The sequence below is a fragment of the Desulforamulus hydrothermalis Lam5 = DSM 18033 genome, from assembly GCF_000315365.1.
GTDB lineage: Bacteria > Bacillota > Desulfotomaculia > Desulfotomaculales > Desulfotomaculaceae > Desulfotomaculum > Desulfotomaculum hydrothermale.
The window spans coordinates 66,598-82,635 of record NZ_CAOS01000001.1; the positions used below are offsets into that span (position 1 = coordinate 66,598).

Annotated in this window: 14 protein-coding genes and 2 pseudogenes; 14 read left to right on the forward strand and 2 right to left on the reverse strand. The window is 46.2% G+C overall.

Going from position 1 to position 16,038, the window contains the following annotated elements:
- Positions 1-110: 110 nt before the first annotated feature.
- The 7 genes and pseudogenes from DESHY_RS00395 to DESHY_RS14830 all read left to right on the forward strand — a co-directional run.
- Positions 111-626 (forward strand): hypothetical protein, encoded by a 516-nt coding sequence (locus DESHY_RS00395; protein ID WP_008409566.1) that lies wholly within the window; start codon positions 111-113, stop codon positions 624-626.
- Positions 604-1,215, forward strand: coding sequence for a helix-turn-helix domain-containing protein (locus DESHY_RS14440; protein ID WP_235695486.1), 612 nt, complete (start codon positions 604-606; stop codon positions 1,213-1,215). Before DESHY_RS00395 ends, DESHY_RS14440 begins: the two co-directional genes overlap by 23 nt.
- A gap of 20 nt (positions 1,216-1,235) precedes the next feature.
- A pseudogene (locus DESHY_RS14920) lies at positions 1,236-1,358 on the forward strand (hypothetical protein); the annotation flags it as partial.
- A 72-nt stretch (positions 1,359-1,430) separates the two neighbouring features.
- Positions 1,431-2,090 carry a Mu transposase domain-containing protein gene (locus tag DESHY_RS14445; protein WP_476580433.1) on the forward strand — a complete coding sequence of 220 codons (660 nt, stop codon included), beginning with the start codon at positions 1,431-1,433 and terminating at the stop codon, positions 2,088-2,090.
- Entirely contained in the window at positions 2,087-2,851 is a 765-nt protein-coding gene (gene istB, locus DESHY_RS00405) for an IS21-like element helper ATPase IstB (RefSeq protein WP_008409571.1), read from the forward strand. The genes DESHY_RS14445 and istB overlap by 4 nt, the downstream gene beginning before the upstream one ends.
- A gap of 706 nt (positions 2,852-3,557) precedes the next feature.
- Positions 3,558-3,827: a type II toxin-antitoxin system RelB/DinJ family antitoxin gene (locus tag DESHY_RS00410; RefSeq protein WP_008409577.1), complete on the forward strand. Its 270-nt coding sequence runs from the start codon at positions 3,558-3,560 to the stop codon at positions 3,825-3,827.
- A gap of 39 nt (positions 3,828-3,866) precedes the next feature.
- A pseudogene (locus tag DESHY_RS14830) lies at positions 3,867-3,944 on the forward strand (type II toxin-antitoxin system YafQ family toxin); the annotation flags it as partial.
- 8 nt (positions 3,945-3,952) lie between these two features.
- On the opposite strand, the gene DESHY_RS13390 reads toward DESHY_RS14830, so the two are convergent.
- On the reverse strand, positions 3,953-4,324 hold the full coding sequence (locus DESHY_RS13390) for an HNH endonuclease (RefSeq protein ID WP_072866169.1): 372 nt from the start codon (positions 4,322-4,324) through the stop codon (positions 3,953-3,955).
- 144 nt (positions 4,325-4,468) lie between these two features.
- Here DESHY_RS13390 and DESHY_RS00420 point away from each other — a divergent pair, with 144 nt between their 5' ends.
- The 3 genes from DESHY_RS00420 to DESHY_RS00430 all read left to right on the forward strand — a co-directional run bounded on the left by DESHY_RS00420 (position 4,469) and on the right by DESHY_RS00430 (position 7,323).
- Positions 4,469-4,675 carry a helix-turn-helix domain-containing protein gene (locus DESHY_RS00420; RefSeq protein WP_048817751.1) on the forward strand — a complete coding sequence of 69 codons (207 nt, stop codon included), beginning with the start codon at positions 4,469-4,471 and terminating at the stop codon, positions 4,673-4,675.
- A 2-nt stretch (positions 4,676-4,677) separates the two neighbouring features.
- A complete protein-coding gene (locus tag DESHY_RS00425) occupies positions 4,678-5,922 on the forward strand; it encodes a DUF4153 domain-containing protein (RefSeq protein ID WP_008409581.1) in 1,245 nt (414 codons plus the stop codon).
- Positions 5,923-6,222: 300 nt separating this feature from the next.
- A complete protein-coding gene (locus DESHY_RS00430) occupies positions 6,223-7,323 on the forward strand; it encodes a plasmid pRiA4b ORF-3 family protein (RefSeq protein WP_008409583.1) in 1,101 nt (366 codons plus the stop codon).
- Between the two features lie 96 nt (positions 7,324-7,419).
- Here the strand turns inward: DESHY_RS00430 and DESHY_RS00435 are convergent, their stop codons facing one another.
- Positions 7,420-8,124, reverse strand: coding sequence for an SDR family oxidoreductase (locus DESHY_RS00435; protein ID WP_008409585.1), 705 nt, complete (start codon positions 8,122-8,124; stop codon positions 7,420-7,422).
- 851 nt (positions 8,125-8,975) lie between these two features.
- Here DESHY_RS00435 and DESHY_RS00445 point away from each other — a divergent pair.
- From DESHY_RS00445 to DESHY_RS00460, 4 genes are all read left to right on the forward strand, one after another.
- A complete protein-coding gene (locus DESHY_RS00445) occupies positions 8,976-9,614 on the forward strand; it encodes a response regulator (RefSeq protein ID WP_008409586.1) in 639 nt (212 codons plus the stop codon).
- A gap of 220 nt (positions 9,615-9,834) precedes the next feature.
- Entirely contained in the window at positions 9,835-10,356 is a 522-nt protein-coding gene (locus tag DESHY_RS00450) for a hypothetical protein (protein WP_008409589.1), read from the forward strand.
- Between the two features lie 151 nt (positions 10,357-10,507).
- Positions 10,508-13,546: a hypothetical protein gene (locus DESHY_RS00455; protein ID WP_008409590.1), complete on the forward strand. Its 3,039-nt coding sequence runs from the start codon at positions 10,508-10,510 to the stop codon at positions 13,544-13,546.
- Positions 13,547-13,587: 41 nt separating this feature from the next.
- A complete protein-coding gene (locus DESHY_RS00460) occupies positions 13,588-16,038 on the forward strand; it encodes a tetratricopeptide repeat protein (protein WP_008409591.1) in 2,451 nt (816 codons plus the stop codon).

Consider the following 16,038-nt stretch of genomic DNA (forward strand, 5'->3'; position numbering starts at 1 on the left):
GCCGGGGACCCCGCAAAGTCGTAAGACTTTGTGGGGAGAGGAGGAACAACGGATTGGAGCGAATGTCCGCCGACAGGCGGGCGTAGCAGAAAGGAGTTTGTGACGACGATATGGCGATAAAATCAATTCTAACGAGCCAAGAGGATTTTACCGGTGAGTTTCCTGTAACATCAAGGACGTCTGCTTTATGGCGATTTAATGAAAAAACACCAGACGAAAATCTTCAGCTTATAGACTCATCGGGACATGGCAGACATTTTACCATCTCCGGCTGGGCAGGGACATCGGCAAACCTTATTGCTGGAAGATTCGGAAGATACTTCAGGCAAAATATTGTTAATCCGACTTCTGAAAAGACCCATCTTATAGCAGAAAATGATGGGAGTTTCTTTAGCAATCTGGGCGAAAAGATTGTTGTAGGCGGTTGGATTAATCCTACCACCTATTCGGTCGGCCAGACATATATACCCATATTCAATACCCGCCAAGGACCCGGTCAGCCTATAGATCGTAAAATAGAATTGACCCCTGATCGTCAAATAAAACTGACCCACCATATGATAAAATATCCCCCGAAAGGGGGATGCAAAAGAGGTGGTCAGTATGTACAAATGGCAACGTATTAAAGCTCTGTATGCCCAGGGGGTTAGCATCAGAAAAATAGCCAAAACAGTGGGCGTATCAAGAAACACCGTTAGAAAATACCTAAGAGATGTTAATCCGCCGGAGTTTAAGGCCAGAAAGCATGAAAAACAACTTGATCAGTACCGTGAAGAAATCCAAACTATGCTCCATAAAGGCTATATTGGTACAAGAATCCACAAAGAATTGGTTCAAAAAGGCTACAAAGGCTCTTTATCCAGTGTACACCGTTTCCTGCGAGCCTTTAAAGAAGATGATAAGGCCGATAAATTAGCTACTACCCGTGTTGAAACTGATCCTGGCAGGCAGATGCAGTATGATTGGAAGGAGTGGATGCTGCCGGTTGCCGGAAAGCCAGTAAAAATATATATCCATGAAGTAGTCTTATCATGCAGTCGGATGAAACATTATGCCTTCTCTTTGAGTATAACCACGGCCGACGTAATCCGTGCCCTTGCTGAATCCTTTGATTTTTTTGGCGGGTATGCTCTGGAACTGGTAATGGACAATGCCAAGCAAATGGTTATTACCCACCGGGGGACGGTATCGTTCGTTACAATGATGATTTTCTAAAGTTCTGTGGTTTATATGGTATCCAGCCATCAGCCTGCGAAAAGTACCGTGCCAGAACAAAAGGAAAAGTTGAACGTCCGTTTTATTATGTTCAGGAACAACTGCTGCGTGGCCTGGAGGTGGACAGTTTAAGTGATTTTGCCGTTAAACTTAGAGAATTCCAGGATGAATACAATAAAAGACCCCACAGCACGTTGGGGCGGCCACCGGAGCAAATGTTTGAAGAAGAAAAAGCACACCTGTTGAAAATACCTTCTATCGAACCGGCTTTATTACAATTTAAAGAACCCAGGAGGGTAAGTAATGATGGCTATATTTCCTATGATGGTAATCTTTATCCCGTCCCCATGCGCTACTGCACAAAAAGGGTGTGGACAGAGATTATCTATGGACGGCGAATGAAAGTATATGACGAGGCTGGAAAACTGCTGAGTGAGTTTGATCTTTACCTGCAGAAACAAGCCAGCCGTCCGGTCCACCCGGAACATGAGGCTATGAATCGTCAATTTCAAGAAAAGAAAACCAGAGTTCGTTCCGCTCTGGTAGAGAAGTTTATCAGCACTTTTGGCGAAGCTGGCCAGGTTTATCTGGAGGGCCTGCGTAATCAGGCAGGTGCCAACCTCTACTGGCATTTAGCAGAAATTATACGCTACCAAAACATATATACCACTGAAGAAATTATTACAGCCATAAAAGAATGTCTGAATATCGGCTCTTTTCACAAAAATAGTATTAAAAGACTACTGGAGAAAAAAGAAATTACCCCGCTTTCTTTGGCTGGTTATAACAAGACAAATCTTAATCTGCCATCAATGAAAATTAAACGTGACCTTTCTTATTATGACCTGAATGAAAGCGAGGCGGCAATTTCATGAGCAATAAGTTGACCAGTTATTTAGAAAGCCAGATGAAAGCATTAAAACTGAAAGGTGTACTTACACATTATCAGGAAATCACGGAAAAGGCAAGTCAAAACAACTTGTCTTATAAAGAATACCTCTCTCTGTTATTCGAAGAGGAATTAAAAAGAAAAAACGAGGGAACAATCAGGACTAAAATTAACAAAGCCCGCTTTCCATATATTAAAACATTGGAGGAATTTGACTTTAGCTTTCAGCCTTCACTAAGAGAAAAAGAAATCATCAGCTTAAGTTCTTTGGACTTTATTGAGAAAAAGGAAAATGTAATTTTCTTAGGCCCGCCTGGGGTGGGCAAGACCCACCTGTCAGTAGCCCTTGGTATTAAGGCATGCATGGCCAAATACCGAGTGGTATTTATTACTGCCCAGAAGCTGATGGAAGAATTAATGCTAAGCTCACGGGATGGTAGTCTTATGGACAAGCTCCTGAGCTATTCCCGGCTTAATCTTTTGATAATAGATGAACTTGGTTATATGCCAGTAAGCAAAGAGCAGGCCGATCTTCTTTTCCGCTTGATCTCCATGCGCTATGAGAAGGGAAGTATTATCTTAACCAGCAATTATAACTTTAATGAATGGGGGGAGATATTTTCTGACCAGGTGGTGGCGGCAGCCATAATTGACCGACTTGTTCATCATGCCCGGATATTTTATATCAACGGGACAAGCTATAGGCTAAAGGGCAAGCTAAAACCAGAAAACAACCCATTAAAATGAAAGCCCATAACCTTTAAATGCTAAAATTTTGCCTGCCTTACAGGCGGCAGCAGCCGGTACAATTGATTGAGGCGAGGCGGTTAGCCCAATCATCTCCTCATTGCCTCGCTCCTGAACCGGCTACTGACGGTACCTGTCATGGCTGAGCGGAAGCGAGCCAGGCAAAATTTTCGCCTCATCCGTGATTGTTTTATTATTTTAGGTATTCAGGTGGGTCAAATTTATTTGCACAAGGTGGGTCAAATCTATTGACAATCAACAGTATGGATGAACACGACCGAACGCTTTGAAAAAGTTAATATTGACCGGTTAGTGCCATATGCCCGCAATGCCCGTACCCAAGCGCGGGTTGACGAATTTTTCACATCCGCGCTCCTTAAGCCATTTCCAGGTCTATCTATACAAAGCGTCGGCTCCCAAGGGCCTGCCGTCTTTCTGTCTCGCGCTGAGGTAATCGCTGGGCGTGGGCATATCTTCTCCGTATAAATCGGCCGCATCATCAAGGTCATCCGCTTCAAGCATTGACTCGGGATGCAGGTCCGGGACTTTTAATATCTTGGCGGCCTTGCCGGCTGGCTGTAAAGATTTTGCCCCCCCAGGCCATTAAATTTTGCAATTTGTAATCACGTTGTAAAGCAATTCAGTATATTATATTGAATGGTTGCATATGATGCTTTATAATCAAGGTTAGAGAGGAGCTGATACGATGGCTAACACCACCAATTTAAACATCCGCATCGACGAGGATTTAAAACGCCAGGCGGACGCTATTTTTTCAGAACTCGGACTCAACATGTCCACGGCGATAAATATGTTTCTGCGCTATTCCGTCCGTTACGGCGGCATCCCTTTTGAGCTGCGCGTCGAAAAGCCTAACGCAGAAACTCTGGCGGCCATCGACGATGTTAACAACAACCGCAATATGAGCAAAACCTTTACCAGCGTCGATGACCTGATGGAGGACTTAAATGCTTAAGATCAGATACTCCAGCCGGTTTAAAAGAGATTTCAAAACTTGCTCATATATAAAATTGAAAAAGATATTCTAACCCTGACCCTTACACGTACAGGAACCCACAGCGATTTGTTCTGACTAAGATTTTATTTGCGGGAATAGTTTCGTCCCCATCTCCCGCCCTCTTTGGCCGTAACCGCCGAGTGACAGGACTTGCACAGGCTCATCAGGTTCTCCGTCGCGTTGGTACCACCTTTGGACAGGGGTACAATATAATGCACTTCCTCCGCCGACGTCAGCCTGCCTTGCTTTTGGCACACCTCGCAGAGCGGGTGCTGGGTAAGAAACCTGTCACGGACGCGCTTCCAGCTCCTGCCGTAGCGTTTTTTCACGGCCGGGTTCCGCTGGTATTTCTCGTATCTTGCGGCTTCCTGTTTAGCGTGTTCCTCGCAGAATCTTCCGTTCGTCAGTTTCGGGCAGCCGGGGTGAGAACACGGCCGTTTGGGTTTAAATGGCATAGTGCTTCACCTCAATTAGGCATAAAGAAAGCCCCCGCAGGTTTGTCCCGCGAAGGCTCTTGATACAGCTTTCGATACTATTATTATACATGGTCCTGGATCAAACACTCCCTCATAATTCCCTCATCTATCAATATTGATGTGATGCTTGCAAAAAGGAAAATGAGCGTCACAGAACTTGCACAAAAGGTTGGCATAACGATGGCTAATCTTTCTATATTGAAAAACGGCAAGGCAAGAGCGATTCGGTTTTCCACACTGGAGGGGATTTGCAAGGCTCTGCAATGTCAGCCCGGAGATATTTTGGAATACAAAAATGACGAAGATAATCAGGAAGAAAGAGAGGTATAACCATGGATACCGGCAATTCTATTATTGAAAATATGGTTAACCCCCGTGAGCTGGAGCGAATGTTTAGAAAAGACCCCGAAGGTTTTAAAAAGGCATTCTCAGACGCTTGGAGACAAAACCCCGATTCGCAGGTTCTTGCCGTTTGGCATGAAAGATTATATTTCCAAGAGACGACAGGTACAGATAAAGCCCCCTGGCTCCGGAAAGATTTCTTAATCATGGGCCTTTTAGCGATTTTGGCCGGAGTAAGCACCAGAATACTTTTGGCACTTTGCGAACAGCAGGCAATAGCCCCTATTAACCTTGTTTTTGGCATAGTCCCCTTCATAGCTGCCTGTTTTGTATACAAAAATACTCCGAAAAAAAATATCCTTTGCACCCTTGCAGCGTTATTCCTAATTGCCGGAATTTATCTTAATATGCTGCCCCTGGAGCATAAAGACAGTATTATCCTGGCTTATATGCATCTCCCCGTTTTCTTATGGGTATTATTGGGGCTTGCATTTACAGGAAATGAATATGGTTTAGGCAGCAGAAGATTAGCTTATCTTAAGTTTAACGGGGAATTCTTAATTCTCTATGCCAGCATGGCCGCCAGCGAGATGCTGTTGACAGCTTTAACTATGCAGTTATTTAGATTTATAGGCATGGATATAGAGGAATTCTATTTTAAAAATGTCGTTGTATTTGGTGCTGCGGCTCTCGCTGTTGTAGCTGCATACCTGGTATCAAGGAATCTTAAACTTGCTAAAAATATTGCGCCATATATAGCCAAAATTTTTAGTCCTCTTGTACTGGCTACGTTGCTGGTCTATCTTATAACGGCTATTTTGGTCGGAAAAAATCCATTCTTGGATCGTGATTTCCTCCTGGTCTTTAACGGAATACTCCTTAGTGTATTGGCCGTCACCATATTTTCCATTACCGAAAGTGGCACAGGCGAGAAAAAGACCATTTCCGATTATATAAATTTTGCCCTGATTGTTCTTGCCCTTATCATTGACAGTGTGGCTTTATCAGCCATATTGTTCAGGCTTTCTTCTTACGGGATTACGCCCAACAGAGTTGCTGTTTTAGGTGTAAACATACTTATCTGGGCCAATCTGATTTGGGTTATGCTCTCCTATATGCGTTTTCTGCGAAACAAAACCGGAACCTCAACGATCCAGGAAGCCGTTACTAAGTATTTGCCGGTTTACGGGATTTGGGCAGCTTTTGTTACATTTACTTTTCCTTTAATTTTTTAGGTTCGTTAGAAAGAATCCAATGGGAGTTTGCTGCCAATAGATCGTTCAGGAAGCAATAAATAAAGGCTTGGCAATGATATGATTGAAATAGTGCAGGATGCCGAATACACTGGAATTGACCCCGTACCCCTTTTGATAGATTTATAAAAACAGGAAGCAATACTTGTGTTTTATGTGTCTATTTAACGGGGAACGCCGCAGTTGGCTCCCAAACTCTAGTTTGGAAGTCACTATTACACTCTGGCTTTCATAGCAATCGGCGATGACATGGAATCCTTATGATAAAGGGGAGAAGGAAACATGCAAATTGCACTGACTAAAAAATTAGCGGATGCCATGGGAATAAATTTTCCTTCCGTACGTGAAGCTGAAAATCAGCTGTTTTCTTGGACAGCAAATTGGACAAAGGTTTGGGATAATCGTAGATCGGAGGATATGATCGTGTTGGTGAACAACGCCACACGCTTTACCGTTGCGATTTACCAAGTCAAGCGGAAAAATCTGAAAAATGTAGCGGAAATGATGAGAAAGGCTATCTCTAACACCCTACTGTCCATGAATATAAACCCCGAGCTTGTGGAGGAATATATGCGTCTGGCAGGCGAAGTGAAGTTTGTCCAAAATCGCAGCAGGCAGACAGCGGCATGGGTAACAAAAGCGGGGTTGGAATGTGCCTTTTATGTTGGCAATGAATATAACGGTATTGCGAAAATGTTCAATGATACGGTTGGAGTTCCCGCCAATTACCACCTTGTCAATTGTTCTGGGAAAAGTAACGAGGGGTTTATTCCCTACCAAGCAATGATTAAAGCACTTTCTGAGCTTACCGGAAAGCAGGCCTACAAGTACCGGGCCCTTGAATTGTTGGTTACACTTGATTTAGAAGTATACAAAGCGGTACGGAGAATTATTGTACCCGCAGGCATTGAGTTTTCACAGCTCCACAAGGTGTTGCAGTCTGTGTTTGGTTGGAAAAACTATCACCTATATGATTTTACCGTTTTTGGCAGTAATAAACGTAAACCAGTTGCCAGACTTGTTCCGTTTGAGGAAGACCTGGAGTATGATGAAGATGCTATTTTAATGAAAGGGCATACCTTATCAGAGTTTTTGCCTAAGCACAAACATATGCTCTATACATATGACATGGGGGATAACTGGGAGCATGAGATCCGGCTTTTGCGTGTAATCGAGGAGTACGACAAGGAATCACCCTACTTGCTGGAAGCAAGTGGTCAAACACCGCCTGAGGATGTGGGCGGCGTTGGAGGATTTGTAAATTTCCGAGAAATCATGTTGAATCCCAGTCATCCGGAATATAGGGAAATGAAGGAATGGGCAAAGTATTGGACAACTGAGCTTAGTGATTGGGAAAGACGCCCAAGGGTGATCCATATTTGAATGAATTCATAAAAAAATCCTCCTCGTTTGTAACCTGAGGAAGACTATACTATAAGCTAAAACATAGAGCAGGTGGCTGCGGTTTGACCTTTCATCTTACGTTTGAAGGGACCAACCGTGGTCACCGTGATAAATCATCTGCTTTGTCATGCCGCCGTCGATGCAAATATTTTCCCCCGTGATGAATCCAGCCTTATCAGAACAGAGAAACAATACCATATTGGCAACATCCATGGGGTTACCTACCCGCCCTGCCGGGTGTTGCAAAGCATCCGGGCCGGAATGTTTGGCAGAGGTTGTGTCAATCCAGCCGGGAGAGATTGAATTGACCCGCACCTTTCCTGCCAGAGAAACCGCCAAAGCATGGGTAAGGGCAGAGAGACCGCCCTTTGCTGCGGTGTAGCTTTCGGTTTGGGGTTGGCTCATACGGTCGCGGGTGGAAGAAATATTGACGATAGCAGCACCCGGTGCAAAATGCGGAAGAAATAGCTTGGTGAGATAAAAGGGTGCGGTTACGCCAACACGCAGTGCATAGTTGAATTCTTCATAACTGCATTGGTCGATACCTCGCATGATGGGCAGGGCATTATTGATTAGATAGTCAACCCGGCGATAGTCAGCAATTACCTGTTTGGCAAAACGCGACAGCGTTTCTTCTTCAGCCAGATCCCCTGTAAAATATTCACCTGGTTGTTTGTCGATCACGCAAACGATGGCTCCGTTTTTCCTGAATTCATCAGCAATCACTTTGCCGATTCCCTGTGCGCCGCCTGTAATGACGGCAACTTTATTTTGAAACATAGTGTTTCCCCCCTTTAGGGATTATACTGCATCAGCTTAGAAATCGCCATATATTATGTTTAAGATTTAGCGCTGCTTTATTCTAGGAAATATTGAAACGAGGAAGATTTTTTATGACCAAAGCCAAACGGCCAAAAGAATGACAAGAAAGAATTGCATATCAGGCCGGCGGCCTCAGGGTCAGAGAGTGGTGCGCAGACAATTATCTGTCACTTTACCGGTTAATATCGGGGCCGGTCAACTTTTGTGTTGACAAAATCAAGTATATACCAAAAGTTTTTAATGATTTTTTTTATTGCGTAGTATATATTTATATATATATTATTCCAAATTTTGGTGGGTAGTCTTATGGCTTGTCCGTTCAGTGTTGTCTACCATATGGAGAAATTTTGGTTGCTTGCAGCGGCGGTCGTCCTGAGTACTGTACCGGCGGTCTGTTTCTATTGCGGCAATTTGCCTGCGAAACGCAAAAATTTTCCAGGGGGTCATTTTGTTGGTCCAAAGCAGCCAATTTCTTGCTTTGGCTGCAGCTTCGGCGGAAATTGAGTTTTTCTTCGTATGCAAAGCAGCAGCTTATGACTTTGGGGGCTGCTTTTTCTTTTTTCTCTGTTGTTGCGTGGCAGCGTTCAACAGCTGCCCAAGCCGGAAACTGGGTCCGGGTTAATGCCACGCTGGGAGAAGCGGTTGCCGGAATTGTGGCCAACCTGGAAGAAATAAAGAAAAAAAGGGGGATACGGTTTTGACGGAGAAAAAAATCCGGGAGTCTGTGGACTACGCCAGGAACAGCATCAAAAAGATTCGCAGTTCTGTTGCGGCGCTGTCTTTGCCGGGAAAAGAAGGGGGAACGGACGATGATCCGTGTCCTGATAGCCGATGACCATGTTTTGTTAGCGGAAAGCCTGCAGTTTATGCTGCAGCAAGACTGCAGCATGGAAGTAGTGGGGATTGCCGTTGACGGCAAGAAAGCGCTGCAGATGTGCGAAGAGTTCAAACCGGAGGTTGTCCTGCTTGATATTAAAATGCTGAATAATTATGACGGGCTGGAGGCCGCAGGGAAAATTAAACGCTTTTGGCCTCAAATTAAGGTAATTATCCTGACAACTGTTGAAGAAAGAGAAAATGTTGTGGCCGCTGTGCTTAAGGGTGTAGACGGCTATATTTTAAAAGATGTCACGCCCGGCGAACTGGCTTTAGCCATTAAATGCTCGGTTGCGGGCTTTTGCGTGTTGAACGGCACGGTCAGGGACATCCTCAGGGAAGCGATAGCCAATTTAGCCCAAAGCGGCGGCAAAATAAAGGGAATTTTCAAGCCCGAGGAAATTAAAATTATTGAGCTGATCGCTGACGGCAGAAATAACAGAGAAATTGCCGAGATTATGAATTATTCGGAAGGGACAATCAAAAATAAGGTTTCCCGGATGTTGGAAGCGATTGGGGCTAAAGACCGCACGCAGCTGGTACTCTATGCCTTTAAAAACAGCATAATTTAGTTTTGGGCGGGGTGATGTCCTTAATCTAAAACGGCTTTACGAAATTTAAAGTTTTTTGGCTCTGCCAGAAGGAGCATAGCCCAAAGTCACTCCGCAGTTTAGCCACGAGTCACCGGATTAGGTGACTCGTGTTGCTTGTAGGGACAATAACGGCTTAATACACTAAAAATACAGCTGTAATTGGGGATTACAGTAATTTTGAGAAAGAGGGGATGATTTAGTGAAACAGAAGGTTGCTTTTTGGACAATGCCGCTTGTTCTTGCAGGGCTTTTTCTTTTTGTTCTGGCAGGGTGCGGCAAAAGCACGGAGACGGTCAAGCAAGGGGAGATGACCACGAAATATTCTACTGAAATCAAGAAAGGGGTAGAGTTGCCGGCCGATTATCCAAAAGACAAGTTTCCGGTTTATAAGGACGCTTATGTCATGTCCGTACAGACTATGGACAAATCGTATATACTGGTTTGTTTCAGCCAAAACAGCATCCAAGAGGTCGCAGCATTTTATAAGGAATTGTTGAAGGATTCCCAAATCATTTCACAGACAGATCGGGCAGACGAGTACACCGTTATGGGAGTAAAAGACGGGTACACTTATACATTCTGTGTCACCAAGAATTCGCAGCAAGATAAAGAACTCAAAGACTTTCCGACTTCGCTGTCTGTCAGCCTGGTACCGGCTCCGGAAGGCATGGCCGAAAGCCTTAAAGAGATGTCCGGGAGTATGCCGGGCGGTAAGAAATAAATGAAGATTAAATCAGATGCGAGCACTATTTGGTGCAGGCAGTTTTTTTATCTGCGAAGCAAACCGGCCATTCGCTATGGAAAAAACATTTTGGTTCAGCTGTGCCGTTGGTTAAATTTGCACCACCCTGCCAGAAGGGAGTGAATTAGGTGTGTTAAGGCTTGCTTTAGTTAAAAAGTCAGTCATTTTTTTCCTTCTGCCGGCACTGGTAATCGCTTTAATCATGCCCGGCTCATTTGCTTATGCTGTTGCCCAAAATGACGCCAAAGTACCGGGCCTCATCGAAGGTAACCTTCTTCAAAAAATTGGCCCGCCAAGTCTTCCCGACATCTCCCGGGAGGCCAGAGCAAACGGTCTCCGGCCTGCCTCTTTAAAAAATGTCAATTTGAAATTAAAGCCCGGGGTAAATTGGTTGAACGAAGCCCAGGTCCGGGCCATCAGAGATCATGCCGGCGGAGGGAAGATAAATTCATCTTTTTTGCCGTCCGTTGAGCCCGGCAAAATTTATATCGACCCTTTCTCTCTTCTTGCTCTGGAGTTTGTCAGGGGAGAAGGAGGCACCTTTTATATTCTTCTGGCAGATGATGACAAAATTGTCGATGAATTGTCCATCCCTGAACAGACAGTATTTCTTAACGAGGCCAACCTTACTTACTTGGCGCATGGGGTTAATATTTCCTCATACAAGATAAAATCGGGCGCGACGGAGAGGGCAGGATTTAATTTTTATTTTGATGAAAAACACACGCTGCCGGGGTACGACCAGGAGGGGAAACGTGTCGAGGTAGCCTTAAAAGGCAGCATCAATGTTGATTCTCCGGCCGTGGAGGTAAAATACACAGCAGACAGTGGATATAAATTTATCTATTTTGCTTCCCAAAGGGCTGAAGTGCAGGCGGAGCTGCTGGCCCAGCTGAAAAAAGAAGTTAAAATTCCGCTGTATGACTTTACTGTTCCTGCCGAAGGCTGCAAAATTACGGTGGGCTTTTTCCTGGTGTTGGGGGTTGACGGCAAGATCACACTGGAATTTTCTGTAAGCCAAAGTTCTTCTGTCAGAGCGGGTTTGCAAGGGAACACATCGTATTACCTGCCAACAAGCTTTCATGCAGTAAAAGAGGTAAGCTTTGCTTTTACCCCTGAGAATTTATCATTGTCCGCCGACATAAAGGGGGAAACCAGCCTGCTTGCCGAGGCAGCCTTTGACATTCTGGGCAAGGGCAAGGTTATTTTAGACAACAAGATTGGCGTTCTTTTGGAGGCCAAAGCCAGTGTGCAAGGCGGGGGAAGCGATTACTTGAGCATTAAAGGCGACGGCTTTGCCAAAATAAACGGCAGGGTGAAGATTAAATCCTTTGATGAAAATAAAACAATTTATGAATATAAATACCCCGTTTTTAATTACGTTAAAGAACGCTCCGGCAGTTACAATATTGAAATTGCTGAAGCTTGCGCCTACCGAGACCTTATTCAGGGGAGCATTGTCGAAAAAGGTACGGGAAAACCGTTTGCCAACCAGGAAATCCTGTTAAAAGTAACCGATTCTTCCGGCAGAGAAAAGGTTCTCAACTCCTTTACAGATAGTTTAGGGCATTTTAGCAGGTCTTTTGACTTAAAAAAGGGTGACCGGGTAAGGGTAAAAATCCCCGGAAACGTCGATTTATGGTCCTATCCACGGGAGGCAAGTTTTCCATATAATCACATTGCTGTGGAGGCGGCCGATTATCTCTCCAATACCATTAAAGGGCATGTGAGCAGTTCCGGCCAGGGCAACTTGCCCTATAACGGCCCTGTTTCGCTGTTTATCGAGCGGTCTAACAACATTCCACTGCGTTGTGAAGAGGATATCTCGCTTCCTGTTGATTATACCATTCGTCTACAGGCACAAAGCAGCGGCGGATTCTTTCAACTGCAGGGAGTTGATCTGCGGCCCTTTGACCGGGTTTATGCCGTGGTTGACAGGGAGGGCTTCACGATAAACAGTGCCAAAGTGGGAGCAGACGGCATAACTGTTCATGTTGACGGGGGATATTTGCAGGAAGCGCATAGCTTGAGCTCTTCGAACAGTACCGTGGTCTTGGGGGGTTCGGGGACGGTTTTGCCTTTTGGCGGAGAAGCCGATTTTCAAGTGGCGGCCCTTTATCCTCACTGCACCGAACCGGAAAATTCGCTGAAGTCCAAGGAGTGGCGCCTGCGGTTTACTCCTGTGGCCGGCAAAGGATACTCTTTTGCGGGCACGGGTTCCTGGGAACTGGATCTGCACAGCCCGGCCGGCCTGATTGCTGACCCGTCGGATAGGTTCCGGAGTTCTTTGCCGGGAGGACGTTCCGTCAACTACCATGTCTTTGAAACAGTAAAATTTTATGTTGAAGGCAAAAAACTGGAGTATTTCCACGAGGCCAAAACATGTGAGGCGGAAAGATACAACAGTCTTGCCGGCAAAATCGAAAAAAACGTTCCGATGGTGGGCTCCATACCGGCCGGCTTTTTTCTAAAAACTTTGGAAGCAATAATGTTGAATTTGGCAGAACAACCACCGTCAGAAAGCCCGGCAACGGGGATGTCTACGACTCTTTCCGCACAAAATTGTGCTGCCGGTGCAACTGTTAAATACTATCCTTCCGCCACAGCTGCTACCCCTTCCTACAGCAAAAATATTAAATTTTCTGTCTTAAACGGCCAGCAAAGGGTTGAAAGCGGCACCCGCGATCCTATCCTGTTATGGGATAAAAGAGCCGGCACCAAGGTTGTGCAGTACCAGGAGTTTCCCGGCAAGGAAAGCGTCCGCTACGATTTGGACGACTACATTCCGGAATTGCAGAATGTTCCTTTTATCCTAAAAGGGATGGAACGGGTCAACGGTATCCCCTGTCAGGTCTGGGAAAAAAGCAAAAAGATCGACCCCATTATGAATATTTACGTTAAAGTTCAGCTGTTCATCGCGCCGGACAGCAACTTACCGCTCAAGGTGGTTTTCTTAGACGGTTATTATCAAAAAATTGAACTGAACTTTGCCAACTGGCAAAAAGCATCCGCCTCAGGCAGTCAGGCGCTGGGCAGCGCCAACAGCGGGCTTTTTATGACTCCTTTTGGCGGCATCAGGCTGCCGGCGGTACAGCTTGAGCTTCCTGCTTCTGCGGGGGGGCGGGCTGAGGAGTCTGCAATGGGTGAAAACGGTTCTGGCAATACGTAGGGAAATATAATGTGATTCCCAGACAGAGAGGTTGTTTCTGCATGGTAGAATATTTAAATCTGCTTAAGGAATCCGAAACAAAATACGCAGCCCGATACTGGAGCTGGCTTTGGTTGGCTTTTTTTCTCCTGAATAGCAGCTGGCTTTTCAGCAGCTTGGCTCTTTATCTGATGAAAAGGCCTGTTCCGTTGGGGCTGCAAGTTCTTTTTACCGTTACGTCTTTCTTGCTGGGCCTGCTGGCTGCTGCTGTTTTTTCCGGCAAAGCGTTTGCCGGCTTTAAGAGTGTCCGCGCTTCCTTCCCGCCCCTTCTGGCAGCAACGCTGACTCTTGCTGTTGTTGTTGCGGCAGTACCGTTGGCCATGCGGGCCTGGACCTGTTATCTGGCTGAGATGATTGGACGGGGAGATATAAGCAATTGGGCAGCAGCCTTGACGTTTGCCGGGTTATTGCTGGTTATGGCTGTGTTTGCCATGTTTGCCGGAATGTCTGCCTGCGCCTTTTTGTTGTACGGGGTTGCGGCCCGTGGCACAGGACGGGTGGCAGCCGCTCTGGTTGCGGTTTGCCTGCGAAGGTTGCCTGTCTTTTTGCTGTTGGTTCTGGCCAATCTTATGGTTGGAGCTGTGTTGCTCAAGGTTTTGCAGTTAATTGAAGTGTTTCTCAAGGAGCTTCTTCCTTACGGTTTTTTTTCCCGCTATGTTCTGGAGATGTTTTTGGCCGGAGGGAAGACGGCCCTTGCTTTATTTTTATTGGGGAGCACTCAGCTCATGCTGGCCAAAGACGGGGATAAACTTAGAGAAAAAATCGGGGAGCAGGCAGCCGGAGCTTTGTGGTTCCCGGCCGGAGCAGCCGTTTTAACTGCGGTGTTGACCGTCTTTAACGTTTTGCCTTATTTGGATGCTCCGGGGCAGGTGGTAAAAAACATCGAAGCCAGGATAATCCGAGCGGATAGCTTTAGGAATCTGGGCCGTGACGGGGAGGCTTCTGCAGAATATCGCAAAGCCCAAGCGGATCTTTTGGCTTTTCAGGCGTACTTAACGGGGATCGAGGAAATACGGGAGAACGGTAAAATTGAAAAAGCCCGGGATTTTTTGACCGGAGCAGAGGAGATTTGTCCCGATTCGCCTTATGTCCCCTATTTCCGGGGAATGCTGCTTAAACTGGCCGTTCCTCAGGCCGAAACCGATCCGGAGATTAATAATTTGTTTGCCACTGCAGCAGCTAAGAGTGCTGGAGAAAAAACGGCGCATGTCCCCGAAGCAAGACTCTGGACTATCGGCGGCTATTGGGCAGCGGGAGACAAGGAAAAGGCCCGGGAGGCGCTTAGTTTGGCCATTGCTCGGGGCATATTCAGCGACAGGTTTGTCGGACTGGCAGGTGCCGGCGAGAAAAGGCTGGCCGGTTTGCGGCAGGAAATATCCAAACTTGAGAACTTGCTTAAGGTAAGAGAACTTTATGTGCTTTTGAACAGGGCGGAGTATGAGGACGAAAGTGCGGTTTTGCCGGAATTGCTGGAGTACGCAGAGCAAAACCCCGGGCCGGAAAGCTATTACCAGGCGGCGCTGCTGGCGGAACGGATACCTTACCCGGACTATATGTATGAATATGCCCGAAAATATTTTACCGCCAAGTCATGGGAGAAAGAAGAAGAGATCAAAGCGGCTTTGTTCACCTCATACATGTATGTCAAATCCGGCCACCCTGGAGAAGCTGAGCAACTGATGGCGGCCATGCATGCCAAATACCCGGAGAATGCGGAAATTGCCGGCGATTATGCTTATACCCTTTTGGAAAACCAAAAGCCGGCCAGGGCTTTGGCTGTCATCAAAGCTCTGGGGGTGCAGGATGTTTCCCTGCTTTATCTTCAGGCTGTAGCCGCCCAGCAAATGCAGGATTATCCGGGGGCTCTGGCTGCTTTGGCCAGCCTCTGCCGTGAGGCGGAGCGAGGGGGCGCTGCTCCTGATGAAATAAGAAAAATTGACGAATACCTTTACCGTTTTTTGCTGGAGTACCAGGAATTAGCTGCCTGGGGGACGGTGAAAGGCCAAGAGTTGATCGCAGAGGTGAAGAAAAAGCAGGAACCGGTCCTTGTCTATTATTATGTTCTGGGCCTGGAAGCCAGACAGGCTGAAAATTATGAACAGTCTAACAGTTATTTTGCCCGGTTGCTGGCATTGAATTCCCACCTTGCTTATCCCTACTATTTGCTGGGCGTCAATTACAATGAAATGGCCGGCTACCTTAAGCAAGACTGCTATCGCTTGGCTGAAAAAAATTTCTTGCAATTTCTGGAGCGTCGGCCGGATGTGGTGGAAGGGTATTTCTGCCTGGGTATGGTTTATAAGCACACCGGCGAACCGGCCAAGGCCGAGCGCGCTTTCCGCAAAGTAATCGCTCTCAACCCCCGCCGGGACAATCCATTGTATGAACCTTTCAGCATGTACAATCATGCGCTGGCTGAGATTGAAAGAATCAAGCAGAAAGGACAGGAGTAA